Annotated in this window: 18 protein-coding genes and 1 other annotated feature; of the genes, 7 read left to right on the top strand and 11 right to left on the bottom strand. The window is 39.4% G+C overall.

What is annotated here, in order from left to right:
• Nucleotides 1-181: 181 nt before the first annotated feature.
• The gene (locus CWB66_RS08150) at nt 182-1,339 is read right to left on the bottom strand and encodes a chorismate mutase (protein ID WP_138584973.1); all 1,158 of its coding nucleotides are present in this window, start codon (nt 1,337-1,339) and stop codon (nt 182-184) included.
• A gap of 45 nt (nt 1,340-1,384) precedes the next feature.
• Nucleotides 1,385-1,500 (bottom strand) — a sequence feature (Phe leader region).
• A 403-nt stretch (nt 1,501-1,903) separates the two neighbouring features.
• On the opposite strand from CWB66_RS08150, the gene CWB66_RS08145 reads away from it, so the two are divergent.
• Entirely contained in the window at nt 1,904-4,930 is a 3,027-nt protein-coding gene (locus CWB66_RS08145; RefSeq protein ID WP_138584972.1) for a bifunctional diguanylate cyclase/phosphodiesterase, read from the top strand.
• Here CWB66_RS08145 and CWB66_RS08140 read toward each other — a convergent pair.
• Complete coding sequence (locus tag CWB66_RS08140) at nt 4,927-5,256, bottom strand: SUI1 family translation initiation factor (RefSeq protein ID WP_077538598.1); 330 nt, start codon at nt 5,254-5,256, stop codon at nt 4,927-4,929. The two genes, CWB66_RS08145 and CWB66_RS08140, sit on opposite strands and share 4 nt — an antisense overlap.
• Before the next feature lie 133 nt (nt 5,257-5,389).
• Between CWB66_RS08140 and CWB66_RS08135 the strand changes: the two genes are divergently transcribed.
• The 4 genes from CWB66_RS08135 (at nt 5,390) to CWB66_RS08120 (ending at nt 9,330) form a co-directional block, all read left to right on the top strand.
• Nucleotides 5,390-5,695, top strand: a complete 306-nt coding sequence (locus CWB66_RS08135; protein WP_077538596.1) for an STAS domain-containing protein — start codon at nt 5,390-5,392, stop codon at nt 5,693-5,695.
• The gene (locus CWB66_RS08130; RefSeq protein ID WP_138584971.1) at nt 5,695-7,344 is read left to right on the top strand and encodes a fused response regulator/phosphatase; all 1,650 of its coding nucleotides are present in this window, start codon (nt 5,695-5,697) and stop codon (nt 7,342-7,344) included. The genes CWB66_RS08135 and CWB66_RS08130 overlap by 1 nt, the downstream gene beginning before the upstream one ends.
• 55 nt (nt 7,345-7,399) lie before the next feature.
• A complete protein-coding gene (locus CWB66_RS08125; RefSeq protein ID WP_138584970.1) occupies nt 7,400-8,059 on the top strand; it encodes a GAF domain-containing protein in 660 nt (219 codons plus the stop codon).
• An 80-nt stretch (nt 8,060-8,139) separates the two neighbouring features.
• Complete coding sequence (locus tag CWB66_RS08120) at nt 8,140-9,330, top strand: amino acid aminotransferase (RefSeq protein WP_138584969.1); 1,191 nt, start codon at nt 8,140-8,142, stop codon at nt 9,328-9,330.
• Between the two features lie 118 nt (nt 9,331-9,448).
• On the opposite strand, the gene CWB66_RS08115 is transcribed toward CWB66_RS08120, so the two are convergent.
• The 9 genes from CWB66_RS08115 to CWB66_RS08075 all read right to left on the bottom strand — a co-directional run bounded on the left by CWB66_RS08115 (nt 9,449) and on the right by CWB66_RS08075 (nt 18,716).
• A complete protein-coding gene (locus tag CWB66_RS08115) occupies nt 9,449-10,306 on the bottom strand; it encodes a Tim44 domain-containing protein (protein WP_138584968.1) in 858 nt (285 codons plus the stop codon).
• A gap of 163 nt (nt 10,307-10,469) precedes the next feature.
• Nucleotides 10,470-11,222: a DUF3379 family protein gene (locus CWB66_RS08110; protein ID WP_138584967.1), complete on the bottom strand. Its 753-nt coding sequence runs from the start codon at nt 11,220-11,222 to the stop codon at nt 10,470-10,472.
• Nucleotides 11,222-11,779, bottom strand: a complete 558-nt coding sequence (locus CWB66_RS08105; RefSeq protein ID WP_077538584.1) for a sigma-70 family RNA polymerase sigma factor — start codon at nt 11,777-11,779, stop codon at nt 11,222-11,224. The genes CWB66_RS08110 and CWB66_RS08105 overlap by 1 nt, the downstream gene beginning before the upstream one ends.
• Nucleotides 11,780-11,839: 60 nt before the next feature.
• The gene (locus tag CWB66_RS08100) at nt 11,840-13,498 is read right to left on the bottom strand and encodes a BatD family protein (RefSeq protein ID WP_138584966.1); all 1,659 of its coding nucleotides are present in this window, start codon (nt 13,496-13,498) and stop codon (nt 11,840-11,842) included.
• Nucleotides 13,492-15,396, bottom strand: coding sequence for a VWA domain-containing protein (locus CWB66_RS08095; RefSeq protein WP_138584965.1), 1,905 nt, complete (start codon nt 15,394-15,396; stop codon nt 13,492-13,494). Before CWB66_RS08095 ends, CWB66_RS08100 begins: the two co-directional genes overlap by 7 nt.
• On the bottom strand, nt 15,396-16,382 hold the full coding sequence (locus CWB66_RS08090) for a vWA domain-containing protein (protein ID WP_138584964.1): 987 nt from the start codon (nt 16,380-16,382) through the stop codon (nt 15,396-15,398). Before CWB66_RS08090 ends, CWB66_RS08095 begins: the two co-directional genes overlap by 1 nt.
• The gene (locus tag CWB66_RS08085; RefSeq protein ID WP_138584963.1) at nt 16,375-16,809 is read right to left on the bottom strand and encodes a DUF4381 domain-containing protein; all 435 of its coding nucleotides are present in this window, start codon (nt 16,807-16,809) and stop codon (nt 16,375-16,377) included. Before CWB66_RS08085 ends, CWB66_RS08090 begins: the two co-directional genes overlap by 8 nt.
• A 2-nt stretch (nt 16,810-16,811) precedes the next feature.
• Nucleotides 16,812-17,756: a DUF58 domain-containing protein gene (locus CWB66_RS08080; protein WP_138584962.1), complete on the bottom strand. Its 945-nt coding sequence runs from the start codon at nt 17,754-17,756 to the stop codon at nt 16,812-16,814.
• A 3-nt stretch (nt 17,757-17,759) separates the two neighbouring features.
• Nucleotides 17,760-18,716 (bottom strand): AAA family ATPase, encoded by a 957-nt coding sequence (locus CWB66_RS08075; RefSeq protein WP_004335627.1) that lies wholly within the window; start codon nt 18,714-18,716, stop codon nt 17,760-17,762.
• A gap of 328 nt (nt 18,717-19,044) precedes the next feature.
• On the opposite strand from CWB66_RS08075, the gene fadI reads away from it, so the two are divergent.
• Both fadI and fadJ read left to right on the top strand, forming a co-directional pair.
• Nucleotides 19,045-20,355 (top strand): acetyl-CoA C-acyltransferase FadI, encoded by a 1,311-nt coding sequence (gene fadI / locus CWB66_RS08070; RefSeq protein ID WP_077538572.1) that lies wholly within the window; start codon nt 19,045-19,047, stop codon nt 20,353-20,355.
• Complete coding sequence (gene fadJ / locus CWB66_RS08065; protein ID WP_138584961.1) at nt 20,355-22,565, top strand: fatty acid oxidation complex subunit alpha FadJ; 2,211 nt, start codon at nt 20,355-20,357, stop codon at nt 22,563-22,565. Before fadI ends, fadJ begins: the two co-directional genes overlap by 1 nt.
• The last annotated feature ends 211 nt before the right edge of the window (nt 22,566-22,776 follow it).

The following is a 22,776-nucleotide window of genomic DNA, read 5'->3' as shown; positions in this document are numbered from 1 at the left end:
TGAGTAAAACAAATTGAATTAAATTAGTGATCTATTATAGCGATAAGAAAATAGCTCAATAACAAGGCCAAAATTATGATACATAGTTGTTCTATATAAATAATTTTAACGTAGTTAGTGAGTTATTTAATGCGCTAGAATGATCATGTTTTTAATAAAATTGGTATTAATTGAGACTTAATTAAGTATTTACGTTTACAGCTTGTAATGTTTCACTTTGGTAGCAGCCCAAAATACGCACGTACTGAGTATGCTCTTTAAGTTCTTCTAGTGCTGTTTTTACTTGATTGTCTGCAAGGTTCGCCTCTAGGTCAACATAAAAAACTTCTTCCCATGGGTTGCCCGGAGTTGGGCGAGATTCTAGTTTTACCAGATTAATTTTGTGCTGTTTAAAAATCATTAATGCGTCAGCAAGCGATCCTGCTTGTTGTTTTGTCGACATTATTAAGCTGGTTTTGGTTGGAATTTGGTTTGACACTTGTAGAGGCTTACGCGCAACAACAATAAAGCGGCTATGGTTTTCGCTTTGATTGGCTAGATTTGACTTGATCACTTCGAGTCCGACATTTTTGCCCGCTTGCGCTGAGCCAATTGCGGCGCTATTTGGTGTGCTTAAGGCCGACTGTAATGCGCTTGATGTTGAATCACAGGTTTCGTGTTGTAAGTCACCTAACCCTTGTAAGAATCGACTACACTGAGCAAATGGTTGCGGATGTGCAAATATTTTAGTTAGCTGGCTGAGCTCACTGCCGGGGTTTGCGAGTAAGCAATGCTCTACGCTGTGGGTAACTTCGCCAACAATAGATACTTGCGCATGTTGTAGTAAATCAAACACCTCATTAATACTACCAGAGCTTGTATTCTCGATAGGGAGTAAACCAAAATCAGCTTGGCCGTTTTCTACTTTAGCCGTTATTTCATCAAATGATGTACAGCCTATTTCAATAAGTTTACCTGGACGGCGACTAAAGTATTTATGACAGGCTAATTGGCTGTATGATCCTTGGCCGCCCAAATAAGTAACACGATGTGTTTCGCTTAATGCATCAGGGTTTAAGTTTTTTTGCAGCATCGCTTGCTGATGTAATACAGAATCTTCTAAGATGGTTTGAAAAACATTATTCACATAATAAGCATCTAAACCAAGTGACTTTCCGTAGCCAATTAGCTTTTCAAGCAATGCTAGCTCACGTGCTTCATCACGAATAGGCTTGTTATTAGCTATTTTATACTCTACAACTCCATGGCTAATACGGCGGCGTTTTGCTAACAACACGAGTAGATCAGAATCAATTTCGTTTATGTCGTGTCTTAGTGTATTTAATACATCATTAGTCATTTTGGTTTCCTCATTCCAAAAAAATCCGCCGAATTATAGGGCAGAAACAAAAAAGCCTCCCAGTTGGGAGGCTTTACTATTCGATTGATTTTATCTCACAAACAGGGAAGCCTCTTCTATATAAAGAAGCTAAAAAACGAAAAAAAGGTGTGAGCGTAAATAATATTCATCATGTCAATGTATGGAGTGTTGTCTTTAATGTCAATAAGTAACCTGAACTTTGGATAATAAATCTATCTCAAGCAGCTACTTTCAGTGCTAACTGCGTTGAATTTACTTGCAATTGGTCCGCTATTGACGTGTAAATTCGTCTTGTTTTTACTGAAAGTCTCAGGCTAGAGAAAAATAAATTTAAATATCATTATAGTTCAATATGTTAGTGAATGTCTTAACCCGAGTTCATGCTACGTTGTCTGTACTTAATAGTAGACTAATCGGCATTTACTTTTAAGCGAGTACGATTTATGAAAAAGTTAACAAAAAATTTATAATTTAAGGTTCTGATCTGGTATATTTCGTAGTACTGACTTAAATAAAAATAATTATTAATAATAAGGCTGGCCTGTGGTGTATCGACGCCCTCCATCACGCTTTGGATTAAACTCTTTAAGTGTAAAATTATCACTGCTTATTTCTGCAATTTGTTTGATTGCGGGTGTGTGCGCTGCTGCCTTAATGCTCAAGTCAGAAGAAAAACAACTTGTATTTGAAGAGCACGAAGTACTAAAAAGCTCGACTGATTTATTAGTAAAACAGTTTAACGAAAAAGTTAACACAAAAGTAAATATTGCTGAGCAAGCAAATAGTGTTGTCGTCGAACAGCTTTTTTCAAAACAACAATCAATTAATCTAAGTAATAATGCTAAGTTGCAATTTAATAGCGACGGTACAATTAGAAGTGCATCAGCAGATGGTATGTCAGCGGCTTATTTAGCCCAAAAAAATTATACCCCTTTTTACAAGCAGCTAATTAATGATTCAGAATCGTTATGGCGAATAATCGCGCCAACATTAATTCATGATTTTTTTAATTTTTATCTCATCACAAAAGACAATTTCATTCGAATCTCCCCACCTAATTGGGCATTAAATGCACCTGCAAACTTTAATTTTACAACGGGGACTACATATAACGCAGTTCAAAAAAATATTAACCCGACCCAAGAGCCTAAGTGGTCAAAAGTTTACTACGACAAAGTGTGGAATAAATGGGTTATCAGTTTATTGGTGCCTATTTATGTAGAAAATGAGTTTTTGGGCGTGACTGGTAATGACATAGCATTAAACACACTTATTTCACAGCTCCCAGTTGGCGATAAAGAAAAGCATTTACTTGTATTTGATAGTAAGGGCCAGCTATTAGCACATCCTGATGTTAGTCAGAATTTATTAGCTAACTATGGAAGTAAAGGAAAAACACTAAACACGCAAGATTTTGTTAATGATGAATTACAAGCCATTATTAATGAAGCTAGAGCAATGCACCTTTCTGAATATGCAAATTCGTTTGAGCAAAATGACGAAGAACATATTATTAATATCCGTAAAATAGATGAATTAGATTGGTATATAGGTGTTTATAAAAAACGTTCATCTACGTTATCAGCGTTACAAGATTTAAAGCTGAAATTTTTTGGACTTTTTATTATGTACGCTGTTTTAGTTGCTTTGTTATTACATCAAGCACTCTATCAACTTGTACTTCGCAGATTACACACCTTAGTTTATGCAGTTACAAATTTTGGTAAGGGAAATTTGCAAATAGAGTTCCCACCAGAAAATAAAGACGAGATAGGCACTCTCAATGGTTCATTTAGAGATATGACGGTAGAGATCCGTAAACTTATAGATGGCCTAACTCAACGTATTACAGAAAAAGAAATAGCTGAAAAAGCAGCAAACAGACTGTCCAAAGCAGTTGCATTTTCGGGTACTGGTGTGGTGATCACAAATGAAAACTTTATTATTGAATACGTAAACCCCAAAATGCTTGAAATGACAGGTTACCCAGAGAGTCATTTTAACAGAACCCCATTGTTGAGTATTATTGCTACCGAAATGGCTATTTTGGTTGACGACATTGATATTGATTTGCGAAGTCGCAATTATTGGCGAGGCGATACCCTTATCCAAGGCTTAGATAAACAACCAATTTGGGTATCCCTTAGCGTGTCGCCAATCCGAGATGAGAGCGGTAAAATCACCAGTTATGTGGCGTCTGCACAAGATATTTCGTTTGTAAAAGAAAGCCAGCGAAAAATGGAGCAACTAGCTTATTTTGATACATTAACCGGGTTGGCAAACAGAACATTTTTTAGAATGCAACTTCGTAAATCTATGGCACTGGCTGAACGTGGGCATTACGCTTTTGCATTATTTTATTTTGATTTAGACGAATTTAAACGCATTAACGATACGCTGGGACACGACGCTGGGGATCAACTCTTGGTTGAGGTTGCAAACAGATTAAAAAAACGTCTGCGCGCAGAGGATACGATTGCACGCCTTGGTGGTGATGAATTTGCTGTTTTACTTAGTGGAATAGAGAGTCAAGAGCATGCAACAGATGTGGCAAACACGATCCAAAAAACGTTAAATGTTCCTATAAAACTTAGCAGTAATGAAGTCATTATAAGTGCTAGCATTGGTATTACAATGGCACCTTACGATAGCTTAGAAGAAGATCAGCTTTTAAAACATGCTGACTTAGCAATGTATGAGGCGAAGGCCAAAGGGCGTAATACATTCCACTTTTATAGCCAAGAATTGGATGCCGCAGCAAACGAACGTTTATTTATCGAAAATGAACTACGCCAAGCCTTAAGAGAAAAACAGTTTGTTATTTATTACCAGCCTCAAGTTGATAGTCGTAATCAACAGGTAATGGGTTATGAAGCCTTGTTGAGATGGTTTCACCCAACCGAAGGGCTTATTTCTCCAACTAAATTTATTCCCATTGCAGAAGCAACCGGTTTAATTGTTGAATTAGGCGAGTGGGTATTACAAGAGTCATGTGACTTTGCGGTTAGGTTAAAAGAACAAGGTAGAGAAAACAATATTTCAATTAATTTGTCCGCTCGTCAGTTTAAAGATGCGAGTTTAGTTCCCATGCTCAGCAAAATGATTATTAAGTCGGGAGTGTCGGCTAAACGCCTTCATTTAGAGCTAACCGAAAGCATGTTGATGGGTAATGTGGAAGCCGCAATAACACAATTACATGAACTTAAGGCATTGGGCGTTTCAATCTCAATAGACGATTTTGGAACTGGGTATTCGTCGCTAAGCTACTTAAAGCGATTCCCTGTTGATATATTAAAAATTGATCGCTCTTTCGTAAGAGATATCCCCGAAGACACCAATGATATGGAAATTACGGCGGCTATAATTGCAATGGCGCAAAAGTTGAATATTAATGTAGTTGCTGAAGGTGTTGAAACAATAGAGCAAGTTCAATTTTTACAGAACAACAACTGCTTTGTTGTGCAAGGTTACTATTTTAGTGCGCCGATCCCAGAGCGTGAATTTCCTAGTTTGTTTGAGAAATTAAATAATATTCAGCGTATTGAAAACTTAAATAAAAATGCGGGTTAACCACCCGCAATTTTTACTTTAAATTTTAAGCCTTCTAAAATAGCTTTTAATTTATCGCGGTCGTCACCTTGTACTTCTATAACGCCCTCTTTAACAGCACCACCTTGACCCATTTTACTTTTAATTACTTTTGCTAATTTTTTTAGGTCATGCTCTTTTGGGTCTATACCTGTGACCAACATAACGCCTTTTCCCTTACGACCTTTTGTCTGGCGTTCAATTCGTAAAAAACCGTCTTTGAATATCTTACCAGCGACCTCTTTTTCTGGCTTTGGTTGGCTTATTCTGCCCGTATCTGTTGAATATACTAACTGACTATCACTCATCTTTTACCTATAGATAAAATGAATTAAACAATGGCATAAATGATAGCAAATTTGCGCTTGTGTGTTTTTATTTTTGCTAATTACTTTTAACAGGTTATATTTAGTTCAAAGGAAATACTATTGAGAGCTTAAGATGAGTTTAACTAAAAATGAGTCTATTGATGGCACTACTTTAACAATACAAATTAAGGGTAAATTTGACTTTAATTTAGTGCAGTCTTTTCGACAAGCCTATGCGCAAATAAATGAGAGTATTATTAAAGTTGTTATTGATTTAAGAGAAACAGAGTATATGGATAGCTCTGCCCTTGGCATGTTATTAAATATGAGAAAAACAATAGAAAGCCAAGTTAGCACTATTCAAATAAGTAACTGCCAACCACAATTAAGGAAAATATTACAGATCTCACGTTTCGATAAAAAATTTGATATTAGCTAATGATCCATGTGCTAATTGTTGACGACCAAACGCTTAATCACATTTTACTTAGTAAGATGCTAGAGCAAGAAGGTTATAAAATATCGATGGCTCATAATGGGCTTGAAGCATTAAATGTATTAGAAAAAAACGAGATTGATGTTGTTTTACTCGATGTTTTAATGCCAGTGATGGACGGTTTTGAAGCTGCGCAGTTGATTAAACAGCGTTTTAACGAAGTATACTTACCAATTATTTTTATCACCTCGTTAGACGACCAAGCAAGTTTTGAGCGTTGTTTGGAGGTTGGGGGTGATGATTTTATTCATAAACCCTTCGATAAAGTTATATTACACGCAAAAATCAAAGCGCATAATCGCACTCGAGAGCTTAGCCAAAAAGCGAATCAACAAAAAAAAATGCTCCAATATCACCATAACCAGATAGAGCGTGAACATGAAATAATTGAGCATATTTTTAATAATTCGTTAGAAAATCAGGATAAGTTTAAGCAACATCTTGATTTTAACCTCTCTCCTGCCTCTATGTTTAATGGGGATATGTTTTTAGTCGCACAAAGCCCAATTGGTAATTTATATTGTATGCTTGGCGACTTTACTGGACATGGCCTTGCTGCTGCTATTGGTGCGTTACCAGCTTCTCACGTATTTTACTCCATGGTACAAAAAGGCATGGCGGTTAATGATATTGCAAGTGAGCTCAACACTCTGCTTTATAATTTATTACCCGGACACATGTTTTGTGCAGCCACAATTATAGAACTTAGTGCCTCAGGAAAAAGCATATCAGCATGGCTGGGAGGCCTACCAGATGCGTACCTAATTGATAAAGAAGGGTGTATTAAACAACGACTAGAATCCCAGCATATGGCATTGGGTATTTTGGATGAAGATGAGTTTGAGCATGGTGTTATTCATTTTGAAACAAACCAGCAAATGCGCCTTGCACTAGCAACTGATGGCATTATCGAAACTGCGAATAAAGGCGACGAATTTTTTGGCGAAGAGCGCTTTTTAGATATATTAAAGAGTAGGCACATGATCAGCTGTAAAAATATAGTTGATGACGTCAGTGAATTTGCACAAGGTAATGTACAACAAGATGATGTAAGTATTGTTTTGCTCAATTGCTTACCCTTGACGGCAGAAAAGCAATCGATAGAGGCCTTTTCGACATTGGCTTTTAATTTATCATTAAGTTTAAACGCCAAACAAATAAAACAAACCGATCCTGTTTATGATTTAGTGAATATTTTAAGCAGTGTGGGAGGGCTAAAAGCGCATCGTTCAAATATATTTTTACTTCTTTCTGAGGCTTATAATAATGCGCTTGATCATGGTGTATTGGGTCTTGATTCTAATGTTAAGCATCAAGAAGATGGTTTTTTTAAGTATTACGAAATGCGAGAAAAAGCACTTGCGAAGCTCAGCGATGCAATGATTATTATTGATATGCGTTATTGCCCAGAGACCTTGAGTTTATACTTTATTATTTGTGATTCAGGACGCGGCTTTACTAGTAAAGCCGATGAGCTGGAAGCTAGCAATAACGAATTCGGCCGAGGATTATCATTGCTTGAAGAAATAGCTGAAAAGGTCACTTATAATGCCAGTGGGAACCAAGTGGAAATGTGCTATAAGTTGAGCTAGCTCTGTAAAAATATCCATGCTATTATCTCTCCACTATAGATGTATGGATGGCCAAATGATTTCCTCTTATTTAAATAAAGCACAACTAAGTGTTAATCCTACGCTGATTTTAGCAGAGCTTGAAAAGCTTGAACAACACCTCAAAAATACAGCTTTACCTGATGTTCGTTGGCAGTACCAAATACCAGAACTTGGCGAGGGCGGTGCATGCAGCTTATTTGGTTATTTACTAGATGAGCCATTCAAATTAACGGATTATATTAAAAGCAATGAGCAAACACAGCGCAAGCTGGCTAATTTACAAAGTATAGTGAGTTATATTGAATTACAAACGGGCGTGGATTGGTATGGTATTTATCAATCAACAAACACAAGTGAAGGCAAGCAGTTATTAAAACTAGCCTATCACGGGGCACCAAGTCGACCATTATTTCCGTTAACACAAGCATTTGCTACTGGTAGCAATAATGTGCAAGTTGCGTTGTCTAATAAAGGACGTGTTATAAATAATGTTGAACAATACTTAGCTCAAGGTGGTGAGTATTATACGTGCGATCCAAAAGTTAAGTCTGAAGTGTGTTTGCCTTTGTTTAATCTTCAAAATGACTGTGTTGGTATCATTGATGCAGAAGCATTTAATAATGATTTTTTTGATGAGAAAGCGCTTGCAGTGCTAATCGCATGCTGTATTAAAATTCCTCACTTTTTAGTGTAAATAACACTAGTCAATGTGACGGGCTTTTATGTTAAGCTTAGCCTAACAGCTAACCCCTAAATAACGATAAGTGATAGCCAATGTTCTCAGTATTAAAACCATTACCAACCGACCCTATTCTTGGCCTTATGGCTGCATATAAACAAGATACGAATCCTAATAAAATAGATTTAGGCGTAGGTGTTTATAAAGATGAGCAAGGCAATACACCGGTTCTTAAATCGGTAAAAAAAGCAGAAGCATTTCGTCTCGAAAATGAAATCAGCAAGTCTTATATCGGTTTAGCGGGTAATTTAGACTATTGTCAAAAAATGGAGCAGTTACTATTAGGCGAGCATCAAGCGTTGCTCGCTAATCGTGTACGTACAGCACAGGCTCCTGGTGGCACTGGCGCACTGCGTGTTGCTGCTGAGTTTATTGCTCGTTGCAACGCAAAAGCAACTATATGGGTTACTAACCCTACATGGGCCAATCACATTAGTTTATTTGAAGCCGCAGGCTTAACGGTAAAAGAATACCCATATTACGACTATGAAAATAAAGACCTATTATTTGATGAAATGATCAATACCCTTAAGCAAGTGCCTAAAGGTGATGTTGTTTTACTTCATGCATGTTGTCATAACCCAAGTGGCATGGATTTAAGTGAAACACAGTGGAATATAGTTGCTGAACTAGCAAAAGATGTTGGCTTTACACCGCTTATTGATATTGCATACCAAGGCTTTGGCGCATCACTTGAAGAAGATGCACGCGGTTTGCGTATTTTAGCGAATGCGGTTGAAGAGCTTATTATTTGTTCTTCATGCTCTAAAAACTTTGGCTTATATCGTGAACGTATTGGTGCCTGCTCACTTATTGCAAAAGACAGCGCAGCGGCTGATATTTCAAATTCGGTAATGCTAAGTGTCGTTCGTAGCATTTATTCAATGCCGCCAGCGCATGGTGCAGACATAGTAAACACTATTTTGAGCAGTACAGAACTGACACAAATGTGGCATTCTGAGCTTGATGAAATGCGAAACCGTATTAACGGTTTACGTAGTCTGATCAAAGAGACGCTAGCGACTAAAGACATCGCTCAAGACTTTTCATTTATTGAGCGCCAAAATGGTATGTTTTCTTTCTTAGGTATTAATAAAGAGCAAATTGCTCGCCTGCAAAAAGAATACGCAATTTATATTGTTGGCTCTAGCCGCGTAAATATAGCAGGTGTTAGTAAATCAAATATTGATTACTTTGCTAATGCCGTTGCTGCTGTGTGCAAATAATAGTAACCGTATAAAGTTAATGCTCCCTCATTATTGAGCAATTTTTAATTAATGAGGAAGCATTAAATTAACAGTATCGCTTTTATATTTAACCCGAATTCAGGTCATTAACTGAAAATTATTTATCAATTAAATCTTCAACACCTACAATTAACCAAGGCGCATCATCTGCGAGCACACGCTCTAAGTGCCAAATTTCTAAGATAGGTTGTTCTTTTTTATCGCCTAAATCACGATACTTCCCGCTAAATCGAACACTCATTTGCCATAAATTGGCATTAGTGTCTGCACGGACAAGCTCAGCATCAATAAACATAACTTCGGTGTCTACGTTTTCTATGCCTTCACGCTCAGTTTTAAACTCGGCAACAAGTTCAGGGCTCAAGTATTCAGCCATTGTAGTGTAATCAGCATTATTCCAGGCAGTTTGTAGCGTATGGTAATGACTACGGGCACCTTGTAAAAAACCATTTACGTCAAAGTTAGATGGTAAATTAAAAGGAACATCTGGGGCTTGTGGTGCGTTGCTTGCAAAGCCTGTACTTGTTGGTTGCTCGATAGGCGCTTGTTTAAACGCATTTTGCTGAGCACTTGTACCTGCACTGGCATTTGCAAGTTGCGGTGCACGATTAGCACGTAAAAAGCCTGTTATTAATTTGAATAAAATAAAGAGTCCACCAGCTAATAAAATCATTTCTAGCAACTGAAAGCCTTCAAAATTGTCGCCTAGCATAGCTGCAATTAAGCCACCAGCTAAGAGCCCACCAAGTACACCAGCCATAATGCCTTTTTTATTTGATTTAGCTTTAGGTGCAGCCGTTGGGGTTGTCGTATCTGCTTTTTGTTTTTGCGTGGCTTGTTGTGTAGCCGGCGTTTTTCCGCGTTTACTGCTGCCAAATTTTTTGCGTGCGTGTGCATCAAAACTGGCAGTACATAACAATGCCAATAGTGAAAAAATAACGATGATATTCTTCATGAAAATCCTTAATTTAAATCGAGCCGCGATTATAATTTACTTTCATGAGGAATTTAATTAATTAGTTTAAAAATCAGAGTTTTTAGGTATAAAAGGGAGGATTTATTAGATGGTACTTAATAAAAAACCGCTCAGTAAAAACTAAGCGGTGAATTTGTTTGTTTTAAAGCCAGCGAATGGCGCCTGTAACGCGTTCGTTATAAATATTTAGAGGAGCTCCAACACTTGCCACTAAAATAGTATCTGCTTGTGAGCCTCGATTGATATGACCTTCAAAACGCTCATCACGAAAATTATCATCGCCAAAACCAAATGACTTATTTTCAGAAGGCACTATAAATACAGTCATTGGACCAAAGTCAGATTCAAAAATTAAATGTAAGCCTTTTTCACCTTTAAAATCGCAAAACATCGCATAGGTTATTGCACCTGGTAGCTCTTCGATATGGCCGCCTAAAACAGCGAGCTTGTCGTTAACGCTTTGCAAGCTAATCGGTTCTTTCTTATCAAGCGCATTAATTTCGTAGTACACATGGGCGAGGGCATGTTCACCTGCTTCGTGAGCAATATTTTGCTCTGTACTCATAAAAAATGCACCAATAGCGACGAAAAATGATGCCGCTAATGCAAGATGTACGCGATCAAATTTAAATCGCGAGCGGGCATCTACTACATTGTCACCAGCTGCTTGCTCATCTTGCAACGCTTTTTCTTTTAATGATGTGTTTAAAAGAATGCGATCTGCAAGGTTTTCAGGCACAGGTATATCTAAAGAATCTTGAATATATTGATCAAATTCTTTCATGTCGTTAATAAAATTTTGTCGCTCTGGGTTATTGTCGGCAAACTCCATAAGCTCCTTATCAATGTCGTTTGGCTGCGCAATAGTGCGGCGACGAAACTCAAGTTCATCCATTATTTTGATGCCCCTTTAAGTTGTTCATCATCACGGCTTAAGGCCTCTTTAAGTTGATTTCTAGCACGGTATAAACGAGTCATTACCGTGTTTTTATTTAAATCGAGTATGTCTGCAATTTCTTCACCAGAGCAGCCCATTACAACTTGTAATAATAATGGCTCACGGTATTCATCTGACAATAGTGCAATTTGACGTTGAATTACCGTTTGTTCCATTTCATCGTCTAATGAATGGCTGGTTTCATCAACAAGCGTGTCGTTTTCTACGTCGCTGTAATCAAACTGTTTACGTTCAAATCTGCGTGCATTTTCTCTGCGTAATATAGTCAGTAGCCAAGGTTTAGCTGCTTTTTGGTCAAGCAAAGAGTCAAGTGAACGCCAAGCACGTAAAAACGTTTCTTGGACTAAATCATCTGCTATGTGCGGATCTCGGCACAACCAATAAGCAAAGCGATAAAGCTCCTTATTGTAAACGTGCACCAAGGCTTCATAGCGTTTTTGTTTCTCTACCATATTAATTAAGACCTGATTGTTTGATTTTTTCTTTCCAAGCATAAGCACTTTTTTATTAAAAATTATAATTTATTGCAAAAGAAGACCTGAGTATCGTAGTAATTAGTTATAAAGATCTTTTAATACAGGTTGTTGCGACTTTGATGCTTGAGCTTGATATTTCTCAAGAATTTTAATAATAGCATTAAGCTCGCAGCTTGTAGCTTTATTACTATAAAGTTGTGCCTGCAGTTGGGCAATATGGCTATTTAATTGGCTGTCATTTACAGCGTCGCGTAATGCATCGATTGCGCCCACATTTTTATTTGTAATCTGTACTGCATAATTACTAAGCTCATTATAAAATGTTTTATTGTCGTTTAATTTTGCGGCTGCAACCAGCTTTTTTAAACTAGGTTGATTAATGCTGCTTGCAGTAGGCTGTGATTTTTTCATGGTGTTTTTAGTAGAACGGTTAAACCAATAAAACATCACAGTCGCAATCCATAAAACATAACCCAATACTGCAACAATAATAAGCCATAGAGGCGTTTGATTTTGTACTTGCACTGATTGTGTATGTGAGACGTTTACATTGTTATTTGGCGCAGGAGCTAGCGTATTTACATTTTGCTGGCTGTTATTTATTGCTGGGCTAATAGCATTGCTGCTTGGTATTACAGTCACTGTTCGCGCTGGGAGTGTAGCCATGCTAATACGATTCATTTTTGTATTAAACCAAGGTAGCTTTATTTCAGGCAGGGTGTAAGTCCCCGGTTTTTGTGGTAGCAACGCATACGAAGCAGTTTGTTGCGATACAACTCGACCATCACGTACTGCATTGTTATTTTCTTTTTTATCAGGGTAACTACGTATGCCGTCAATGGTGGGCATAGAAATTTCAGGTAATTGCTCTTTTGTGACACCAAGTGCGGTCAGTGTAATTGTTCGTGTGATAGGTGTACCTACTTCGACGGTATTATCGTTAGGCTGCCACTCTTCGTTGAGGTTAACTAGCTCACTTGGTAACCACGCACCTTTATAATCACTTGGAATGGGTTTGATCTCTAGTTGCTGATCGCCGCCAAGGGCTGACACTTCTAATTGTCGGTAATTTTGTTGTACTCGACCTTGAAAAGCAGGGCCCGCAATTGTGTAAGCGCCACTTTTTTGCGGTTGGACCAAATACTCTCGAGTAATAACGAGGTAGCGTTTACCGTCAACAAGTTCATAACTCTCTTTTTGTTTACCTAATTGGGTAAGCTGAGCGTCTTCCATACTTGGTGTGCTTAAACTGCCATCAAGTAGTTCTTTCGCCAGATAAAGTTTAACAGTATAGACACCGGCTTCTTGCACAAATAATGAATTACTCGAGAGCGACGTTTTTAAAAATATCTCGTTATTTTTATCTGCATCAACAGAGCGTTTTGCCACTTTTAATTTAATAGGCTGTGAGGTTAACCCCGCAACGCTAAATGCTGGGATTGTGTAATCGCCCTCTGTACGGGTCATTAACTTAACAGACCACGTAGTTTGTTTATTTATACTGCCGTTAACAATATTGGTGCGGGAGCTTAAGCTAGTCGGTCCTACTACAAAGTCTTTTAATAGTGCTGACGTATCAGGCTGATCGCCTTTAACGGTATCATCTACCGATATATTAAGCATAAAAAACTCACCCGCTAACACAGGGTTTTTATTTACGCTTGCTTCTAATTTGGTGGCAGCCCACAAAGGCATCGCACTTAATAGCAATAAACAGCAAAATAATCGCATTACCATGATTTTTCGACTCCTGTAGGGCGACGTTTATATTGTCTTTTTTGGGCTTCTAATTGCATTTTATTCCGTAATAAAATAGCCGGATCATCCGGTACTTTTCTAAGTAATTGATTAATTTGTTGGGCTTTTTCTTTTTCTTCATTAGTGAGCTCACTGGCTTGAGCTTGCATAGCCTGTTGTTGAGCATTTTGTTTTTGCTCATCAGTGGCAGGTTGCTCACTCATTGCCTTTGGCTTATTTTGTTGCTGCTCGTCTTTTTTGGGTTGCTCAGCGTCTTTATTTTGCCCTTGTTCACTTTGTGGCTGGGCTTGCATATCAGGTTCATTTTGTTTGTCTGATTGCTCGCCTTGTTGATCTTTTGATTGTTCAGGCTCTTTATCAGATTTTTCATCGCTGGGGCTCTGACTTTCGTTTTCGCCTTTTTCAGAGTCGCTTTTATCACCATTTTGTTGCTGATCCTGCTTTGACTCATCAGAATTTTGCCCTTGCTTTTGATCATCTTTTTTCTGGCTATCATCTTGGTCTTTAGAGTCGTCGCCGTCGCTTTGCTGATCTTGCTGGTTTAGTAATTGCTTAACCAAGGCTTGGTTATCGGCTGCTTGCGTAAAGTCATCTTGTAAGGTTTGGGCTTGTTTGTAGGCTTTAATTGCGTCCTCAAGCTTGCCAGCTTTGGCAAGGGCATTACCGTAGTTGTATAAACCGGTAGCCGACTTATCACTATTAAATTCATTAAGTGCAGCATCAAAATTACCTTGCTGATAAAGCGCAGCACCCTTTAAATCACTCGATTGAGCCTGTGTTGCTGCCTCGTATTCTTTATTTTTATACGCCTGCAATGCACGTTGATCTGCATTTTGCAAAAGAGTAGGGAGCTCTACGGCATACGCATTTTGCTGCGGTAAAAAGCCAAAGGCTAAAAAAACACCTAACAAGGCGGCGCGTCTAAATAAATATAAACTAAGTGGCAGTAAGAGTAATAACCCATAAATCCCGGCGTCTATTCGCCAAAGTGCATGACTTTGTTTTTCGTCTTTCAATAACTCACTCTGTGCGCTTGGGGCAAACGTATTTATGTCACGACTACTTGGCTGATAGCTGGCAAATTTGCCGCCACTGCTTGATGCTAAATTTTTAAGCTGGCTGGCATTGAGTGTAGGGACTACAATTTGGCCGTATCTGTCTTTCAAAAAACCACCTTCAGGCAACTTAATTGGTGCGCCTTGAGCGGTCCCTACGCCATATATATTTAATCTATATCGGGTGTTACTGGTAAAGCTGCTCACGTCGCTTTGTTCTTGTTGGTCAATACCGTCAGTCACTAAAATAATGTCGCCATCAATATAGCCCGCTTGCGTTAATAGCTCTTTGGCCATATCAAGACCAGCTAAAACGTTTGAGCCTTTGTCAGGCATTATTTCAGGGCTTAAGCTTGGAATTAAGTTGCTGAGTGTTGCAGCATCGTTTGTGAGTGGCGATATTGTATAGGCCGTGCCTGCGTAAGCTACAAGCGCGGTATCACCTTCTTTAAATAGTTCAATCATATCAAGCGCTTTAAAGCGTGATTGCATTAAACGATTTGGCAAAATATCGGTGCTGTACATTGAGTACGACATATCCATAACAATTACACGGGCACTTTTACTTTGAAACACAGGAACTTGTTTTTTCTCAAAGCTTGGTCCAGCACTAAATAAAATGCCAAGGCTGCAAAACAAAGCAACTAGCCAAAGTGGCTGGCTGGCTTTAGTGTTTGCTTCGCTTATTATAAATTGTGCTAAATGCGGTGCAATTAGCTGCTCACTGGTGGTTTTTTTATGCTTAATTAAGGCAACAAAAAATAATGCCACAGCAGGTATGAGTAACCATAAAAGAGCGGGGCGAATAAATTCAAAATCCATCAGTTTGGCTCCTTCAATGCACGCAGTGTGCTAAGTGTTACTTTTAAGCTAATCAGTAAAATAGCGATAAGCAACGGGTAGTAAAATAATGAGCTTTGTGGGCGAAATGTTTGTTCATCCGCGCTAATAGGTTCAAGCTTATCAAGCTCTGCGTAAATTTGTTGAAGGCCTGCTACATCTTTCGCTCTAAAGTATAATCCGCCAGTTTGCTCGGCAATTTTTTTAAGTAAGCTTTCATCTAAATTACTGCCGCCGGAGCCACCCATATTAAATAGGCTAAAGCCGCGCGGATTATCTGAGCCAACGCCAATGGTGTACACTTTAATGCCTTCTTCGCGAGCTAGCAGTAAGGCATCTTCTGGGTTTAGGTTACCTGCGGTGTTTTGTCCGTCGGTTAATAGCACCACAATACGATTGCTTTCATCTTTATTGGCAAAACGTTTTACCGAAAGACCCAATGCATCACCAATAGCTGTGGCGCGCCCGACTAAACCAATTTGCGCTTCACTGAGCATTTTACTTACTGTTTTAACGTCGCGGGTGAGCGGGGTTTGTAAAAACGCGGTATCGCCAAATAATATCAGCCCAAGTCTGTCGCCTTGGCGCTGCTCTATAAAATCACTGAGTACGGCTTTTACCATAGTAAGGCGGTCAACATATTGGCCATTGTAAGCCATGTCTTGCTCGGTCATAGAGCCTGATAAATCAACCGCTAGCATTATATCGCGGCCTTCATTTGGTAATGAAATTGGCTCATCTAACCATGTTGGATTGGCGGCAGCAGTCACAAGCAATAACCAAATTATCCATTCGAAGGGATTTAAACGTCGTGACTGCGGCTCAATACTTTGGCTGGTTAAATTATGCTTTGCAAAACTGGGTATACGTAAACGCGTATTGGCGTTACTCGCAGCGGGTTTTAATAGTAAAAGTAACAAAGGCAAAGGTAGCAATAAAAATAACCATGGCCAGCTAAATTCAAACATGGACTGGCTCCTTTACTTTAAATTGTTTAATACCTTGGCGAAATTTTTCGCACAGTGTTGTATCTTTTTGGCTGGGGTTATACAAGCTTAGTATTTCTTGTTCTGTAAAGTTTAAACCGGTAAGCGTATTAAGCGTGGTGCACCATTTTGCAGTAGGTTGCGCAGCAAGGCGCTTGTCGTAATACTCAAGCACTAAACGTTTTAAAATAATATGCAGTTGCTGAGGGTTTTGCTCACTTTGGCTTAATGCTATTGCATAGCGTTTAGGCTTTTTAAATTTATGTTTTTTGTAAAATATATAAATAGCTGTGCACAGTGTTAAAAACAGCAGTGCAATAATAACCCACCAAGCGGGGGCGAGTGGCCACCAATTTACTTGGCTTGGCGCTATTATGTCGTGCAGTCCATCGAGTGGATTGGTTTGCATGGTTATTTTCTCACTAATTGCAGCTCAAGCGGTGTTGTTGCATTGAATGATATTAAATTAAGACCTGATTTAGTTAAGCGATTAAGGCGCGTGCTAAATGCGTGTTCCGCATTTTTAGCAAAGCGTTCTCTAAAGCTGTTATCCATTAATGGCAGGGCAAAATCTTGACCATTTGCACTAACTGTAACAGCTTGCTTAAACGCAGGTAACTGATGCTCAAACGGATCGCTTATATGGCAACCAATCAGCTCACAGTGACGACTTAATATTTCAAGTTGCTTAAAGCTGGCATCGTCCAAGGCATTAAAGTCAGAGACTAAATACACTAAGCTGCCGGGCTTTGCTAAATGATTAAGGCGCTTTAGATTATCGCTAAAGTTGTTAGTGGCTGCCTTATCGATATTGTTGAGCGCTTGCTGGTGGCTGTCGCATAAATTATGGCAAAGCTTAAGCACTGCTTTTTCACGGGCGCTGGGTTTAAGCTCTAAATGCGAATGCTGATTAAACACAATACCGCCAATTCTATCGCCGCGCTGGCACGCCGACCACGCAACAAGGGCACTTATGTGCGCTGCTTGCACTGACTTTAACAGTAACTTTGAGCCAAACAGCATTGAGTTCGAAAAATCAGTAAACACAAACACAGGGCGTTCTTTTTCTTCTTGAAAGAGCTTTGTGTGTGTTTCGCCGGTACGGGCAGTGACTCGCCAATCAATCGATCGAATATCGTCACCTTGCTGATAATGTCGCACTTCGGCAAATTCCATTCCTCGGCCTTTGTGCGGCGCAAGATATTGCCCTGTTAAGGTATTTTTTATTTTTACCTTAGGGGCAAGCTCAAGCAATTGCGCTTTGGCTTTGTAATACATCAACTCTTTAAGTGCTAAATTAACACCGTGGCTATGGCTCTGTTTGAGCCATGCTTGGGATTCTAATTGTTTTTGCATAACTTATGGTACGGCTACAAGTTCAACTATACGGCTTATTACCTGATCTTTAGTAATGCCATCGGCTTGCGCTTCGTAACTTAAAATAATGCGATGACGCAGTACGTTATGCACAACCGCTTGAATATCATCAGGGGCTACAAAATCACGGCCTTGTAACCATGCGTGGGCGCGAGCACATTTATCAAGTGCAATCGTTGCACGTGGGCTTGCACCAAATTCAATCCAGCTACCAAGTTGCGCGTCTAATTTAGCGCCTTCACGGGTGGCAATAATGAGTTGTACTAAATATTGCTCAAGCGGCTCAGCTAAATACAGGCCTAGTATTTCTTTACGAGCTGCAAATAAATCGCTTTGACTAATTTTTTGCATTACCGGTTGTTGCTCGTTAAGCGCTTCACCACGCGTTAAACGCAGTATATCAAGCTCATGCTCTGCACCAGGGTAGCCAATACTAAGGTGCAGTAAAAAGCGATCCAACTGGGCTTCTGGTAGCGGGTATGTGCCTTCTTGCTCTAGCGGATTTTGCGTTGCCATAACTAGAAACAGTTCGCTAAGTGGGTAAGTATTTTTACCTACAGTGACTTGGCGCTCTGCCATTGCTTCTAATAATGCTGATTGTACTTTTGCTGGTGCACGGTTAATTTCGTCGGCTAAAATAAGGTTATGAAAAAGAGGGCCTTTTTCAAATACAAACTCACTGGTTTGTTGACGGTAAATATCGGTACCTGTGACATCGGCAGGTAATAAGTCTGGTGTAAATTGTACACGCTGGAACGAGCCTTCAATGCCTTTTGCCAGTGCATTTACAGCACGTGTTTTGGCAAGCCCTGGAGGGCCCTCTACTAATAAGTGACCATCGGCTAAAATTGCAATAAGTAGTGCTTGAGTAAGCTCTGGCTGGCCAATAATTTGTGTATCTAAATACGTTTTTAATTGTGAAAATGCGTTAGCTGCCATAATAATTTCGACTTTCCTCGTCAGCTGGGTTTATACCTGAATGTTTTAGGCGTTAAATACTGACCTATTTATAAGGTTTATAGTTGTGTAACTCAAGGGTTAGACTGTATTTTTTAAAATAGTTCGTTATTTATTAATGATTTTTAGCCTATCACAAAATTTTGTAAATGCGTTTAAAAAAGCATATGGTTGTAGCGGATTTTACGGGCTTGTGGATTATTTATATTGCTGCATTTGCATTAATTACAGTTTATCTATTGGCTTTAGTACACGGGTTGTTTAGAATCGAGAAAAATAAACAGGTCAGACCTGTCAGCGGGAGAGCATAATGTCTGAACAAAATATACTAAAAACACCAAAGGGCGATCGTATTGCCATTGTTAGCGGCTTACGTACACCTTTTGCTAAGCAAGCAACTGCATTTCATCATATATCTGCACTTGATATGGGTAAGTTAGTCGTAAACGAGATGCTTGAACGACTAAATTTTGATAAATCAGAAATCGATCAACTGGTATTTGGACAAGTAATACAAATGCCAGAAGCACCTAATATTGCCCGTGAAATTGTATTGGGTACAGGTATGCCTGTATCAGTTGATGCATATTCGGTATCGCGTGCTTGTGCTACTAGTTTTCAGGCAATTGCCAATGTAGCTGAATCTATTATGGCAGGCTCTGTAAGTGTAGGTATTGCAGGTGGCGCAGATTCATCATCGGTACTTCCTATTGGTGTTAGTAAAAAGTTAGCAGGCAGCTTAGTTGATTTAAATAAAGCCCGTACGCTTGGTCAGCGTTTAAAAATATTCTCAAAACTGCGTTTGAAAGATTTACTACCTGTACCGCCAGCGGTTGCAGAGTACTCAACAGGCCTTTCAATGGGGCAAACTGCTGAGCAAATGGCTAAAACGCACAATATTAGTCGTGAAGATCAAGATGCACTCGCGCATCGCTCTCATACGCTTGCAACTCAAGCCTGGGCCGATGGCAAATTAAAAGATGAAGTAATGACGGCGCATTTACCGCCATACAAAGGCTTTATCTCAGAAGATAATAACATTCGTAAAAACTCAACGGTTGAAGGCTATGCAAAGCTTAAACCTGTTTTTGACCGCCAACATGGCTCAGTAACTGCTGCAAATGCAACCCCACTTACAGATGGTGCCGCAGCGGTACTGATGATGAGCGAAAGCAAAGCAAAAGCACTGGGTTACGAAATTTTAGGTTACGTACGTAGTTTTGCGTTTTCAGCCATTGGTGTTGAAAAAGACATGCTAATGGGTCCTGCTCATTCAACGCCTATCGCACTTGATAGAGCCGGCATTACCCTTGCTGATTTAGATTTAATTGAAATGCACGAAGCATTTGCATCACAAACACTTGCTAACATGAAAATGTTTGCGTCAGACAAATTTGCGCAAGAGCATTTAGGTCGTAGCAAAGCAATTGGCGAAATTAACATGGATAAGTTTAACGTTAATGGCGGCTCACTGGCATATGGTCATCCATTTGCAGCAACAGGTGCTCGCTTAATTACGCAAAGCTTATACGAGCTTAAACGTCGTGGTGGCGGTTTAGCATTAACAACAGCCTGTGCTGCTGGTGGTTTAGGTGCAGCCTTTGTATTGGAGAGCGCGTAATGACTGATTCAGTATTTAATTTAACGGTAGATGAAAATAAAATCGCCGTAGTGACCATTGATGTGCCGGGTGAGAAAATGAACACCTTGCGCGATTCGTTTGCGGATGACTTAAAAGCGTTATTGGCTCAAGCTAAAGAACATGCTGTAAAAGGCATGGTATTTATTAGCGGTAAAAGTGATAACTTTATCGCCGGTGCCGATGTAAAAATGCTCGACAGCGTACAAAAACGTGAAGATGCGCTAGCAATTAGCGAGCTGTGCCATCAAGCGTTTTTTGATATGACAAAACTGCCTTATACCACAGTTAGTGCCATTCATGGTGCTGCACTTGGTGGCGGTTTAGAGTTTGCTTTAGCCTGTGATTACCGCGTAGGCTCAGATAGCGATATTACAAAAATTGGTTTACCAGAAGTGCAACTTGGCCTATTGCCTGGTGGCGGTGGTACGCAGCGTTTAACTAAAATTGTTGGCATTCAAAAAGCACTTGAATGGATGCTTACAGGTAAGCAAATTCGTCCTAAGCAAGCTAAAAAAGCAGGCGTACTTGATGATTGTGTACCGCACAGTGTACTTTTAAACGTAGCAAAAGAATTTGCCGCCAAGAAAAAGCCACAAGCTAAAGAGCCTAAGCTGGATAAAATTAGTCAACTGCTAGAGTCAAACCCGTTTGGTCGTAACTTTATCTTTAAAAAAGCGAAAGAAAACGTACTGAAAAAAACCGGTGGGCATTACCCAGCGCCGCTAGCGATTATTAAAGCGGTACGTGCAAGCGTAGAGCTTGATGAGCTAAAAGCGTACAAAACCGAAGCCGAAGGCTTTGCCACACTGGTAATGAGTGACGAATCTAAAGCGCTTCGTGGTATTTTCTTTGCCACCACGGAAATGAAAAAAGAGTGGCGCAATGATGATGCACCGGCCATTACTAAAACAGCCGTACTAGGCGGTGGTTTAATGGGCGCAGGTATTGCACATGTAAGTGCAGTAAAAGCAAAAGTACCAGTACGCATTAAAGATGTAGCAGAGCAAGGCATTAGCAATGCCATGAACTACACCTACAAAATTTTAGATAAGCGCCTTAAACGCCGTATTATATCTAAATCAGACATGCAGTTAACAATGAACCGTATTACCGGTACAACTGATTACAGCGGCTTTAAGCACATTGATTTAGTGATTGAAGCGGTTTTTGAAGATTTAGAACTAAAGCAAGGTATGGTTGCTGATGTAGAGCAGCAATGCCAAGCAAACACTATTTTTGCAAGTAATACGTCATCACTGCCTATTTCGCAAATTGCAGCGCAGGCAACGCGTCCTGAAAATGTAATTGGCCTGCATTACTTCTCGCCAGTTGAGAAAATGCCGTTAGTGGAAATTATCCCACACGAAGGCACTTCACAAGAAACCATTGCTCGCGTGGTAAATTTTGCACGTAAGCAAGGTAAAACGCCAATTGTGGTAAAAGACATGGCTGGTTTTTATGTGAACCGTATATTAGCGCCTTATCTTAACGAAGCCGCTAACTTAATGCTTGCAGGCGAGCCAATTGAAAAAATTGACGCAGCACTTGTCGAGTTCGGTTTTCCGGTAGGGCCGTTGGCACTGCTTGATGAAGTAGGTATTGATATTGGCTCCAAAATTGCCCCAATTCTTGAGAAAGAACTCGGTGAGCGTTTTAAAGGCCCAGATGCATTTACCCGTATGATTGACTCAAAACGCCTAGGCCGCAAAACGGGTCGTGGTTTTTACGAATACGATAAAAAAGGCAAAAAGGTTGATGAGTCAGTTTATGAGTTACTGGGTGTTACGCCAACACCGCGTTTAAACAAAAGTGAAATTGCTAAGCGTTGTGTAGCACAAATGCTTAACGAAGCGGTACGTTGTTTAGATGATGGCATAATTGCAAGCCCACGTGATGGCGATATTGGTGCTATTTTTGGCATTGGTTTCCCTCCGTTCTTAGGGGGGCCATTTAGCTATATGGACAAACTAGGCGCTAGCAAAATAAGCTCTGAAATGTCTACACTGGCTAACAGCAATGTTATTTTTGAACCATGTGAATCACTCGTAGCAATGGCTGCCTCAGGCGCAACGTTTTATGGTGATAAACCAGTAGAAGCTGCGTTGATTGAAACAGCCGATGTTGAGTCTGAAGAGTCTTCACAAGAGCAAGCCACTACAGCTGAAGATGTTAATGGCGACACTAAATAACATTTAACCCGTTTGAAAAAAAACCGCATTTTATATGCGGTTTTTTTATACCTGTGATATTAATAAGGTAATACCAAACTGCATAAATCTTTGATCGATTTAACGAATTAAATTGCACTATAACGTCGTTAAAAATTTTTATTTAGAACATAGATACAAAAATTTTTGCCTAGTTCTAGCGTAATTTTCTTAACGTTAAATAGACCCCATA

The organism is Pseudoalteromonas sp. S558 (assembly GCF_005886635.1).
Classification (GTDB): domain Bacteria; phylum Pseudomonadota; class Gammaproteobacteria; order Enterobacterales; family Alteromonadaceae; genus Pseudoalteromonas; species Pseudoalteromonas aliena.
The sequence above is the reverse complement of the archived record's forward strand: the minus strand, read 5'-3'. Positions and strand labels throughout refer to the sequence as shown.

Excerpts from the sequence above, each read along its gene's own strand:
- CWB66_RS08115 (WP_138584968.1), bottom strand. The coding sequence starts at position 10,306 with ATGAAGAATATCATCGTTATTTTTTCACTATTGGCATTGTTATGTACT.
- CWB66_RS08090 (WP_138584964.1), bottom strand. The coding sequence starts at position 16,382 with ATGTTTGAATTTAGCTGGCCATGGTTATTTTTATTGCTACCTTTGCCT.
- CWB66_RS08100 (WP_138584966.1), bottom strand. The coding sequence starts at position 13,498 with ATGGTAATGCGATTATTTTGCTGTTTATTGCTATTAAGTGCGATGCCT.
- fadJ (WP_138584961.1), top strand. The coding sequence starts at position 20,355 with ATGACTGATTCAGTATTTAATTTAACGGTAGATGAAAATAAAATCGCC.
- CWB66_RS08095 (WP_138584965.1), bottom strand. The coding sequence starts at position 15,396 with ATGGATTTTGAATTTATTCGCCCCGCTCTTTTATGGTTACTCATACCT.
- CWB66_RS08105 (WP_077538584.1), bottom strand. The coding sequence starts at position 11,779 with ATGCTTGGAAAGAAAAAATCAAACAATCAGGTCTTAATTAATATGGTA.
- CWB66_RS08075 (WP_004335627.1), bottom strand. The coding sequence starts at position 18,716 with ATGGCAGCTAACGCATTTTCACAATTAAAAACGTATTTAGATACACAA.
- CWB66_RS08130 (WP_138584971.1), top strand. The coding sequence starts at position 5,695 with ATGATCCATGTGCTAATTGTTGACGACCAAACGCTTAATCACATTTTA.
- CWB66_RS08140 (WP_077538598.1), bottom strand. The coding sequence starts at position 5,256 with ATGAGTGATAGTCAGTTAGTATATTCAACAGATACGGGCAGAATAAGC.
- CWB66_RS08120 (WP_138584969.1), top strand. The coding sequence starts at position 8,140 with ATGTTCTCAGTATTAAAACCATTACCAACCGACCCTATTCTTGGCCTT.
- CWB66_RS08080 (WP_138584962.1), bottom strand. The coding sequence starts at position 17,756 with ATGCAAAAACAATTAGAATCCCAAGCATGGCTCAAACAGAGCCATAGC.
- CWB66_RS08135 (WP_077538596.1), top strand. The coding sequence starts at position 5,390 with ATGAGTTTAACTAAAAATGAGTCTATTGATGGCACTACTTTAACAATA.
- CWB66_RS08110 (WP_138584967.1), bottom strand. The coding sequence starts at position 11,222 with ATGGATGAACTTGAGTTTCGTCGCCGCACTATTGCGCAGCCAAACGAC.
- CWB66_RS08125 (WP_138584970.1), top strand. The coding sequence starts at position 7,400 with ATGATTTCCTCTTATTTAAATAAAGCACAACTAAGTGTTAATCCTACG.
- CWB66_RS08085 (WP_138584963.1), bottom strand. The coding sequence starts at position 16,809 with ATGCAAACCAATCCACTCGATGGACTGCACGACATAATAGCGCCAAGC.
- fadI (WP_077538572.1), top strand. The coding sequence starts at position 19,045 with ATGTCTGAACAAAATATACTAAAAACACCAAAGGGCGATCGTATTGCC.
- CWB66_RS08150 (WP_138584973.1), bottom strand. The coding sequence starts at position 1,339 with ATGACTAATGATGTATTAAATACACTAAGACACGACATAAACGAAATT.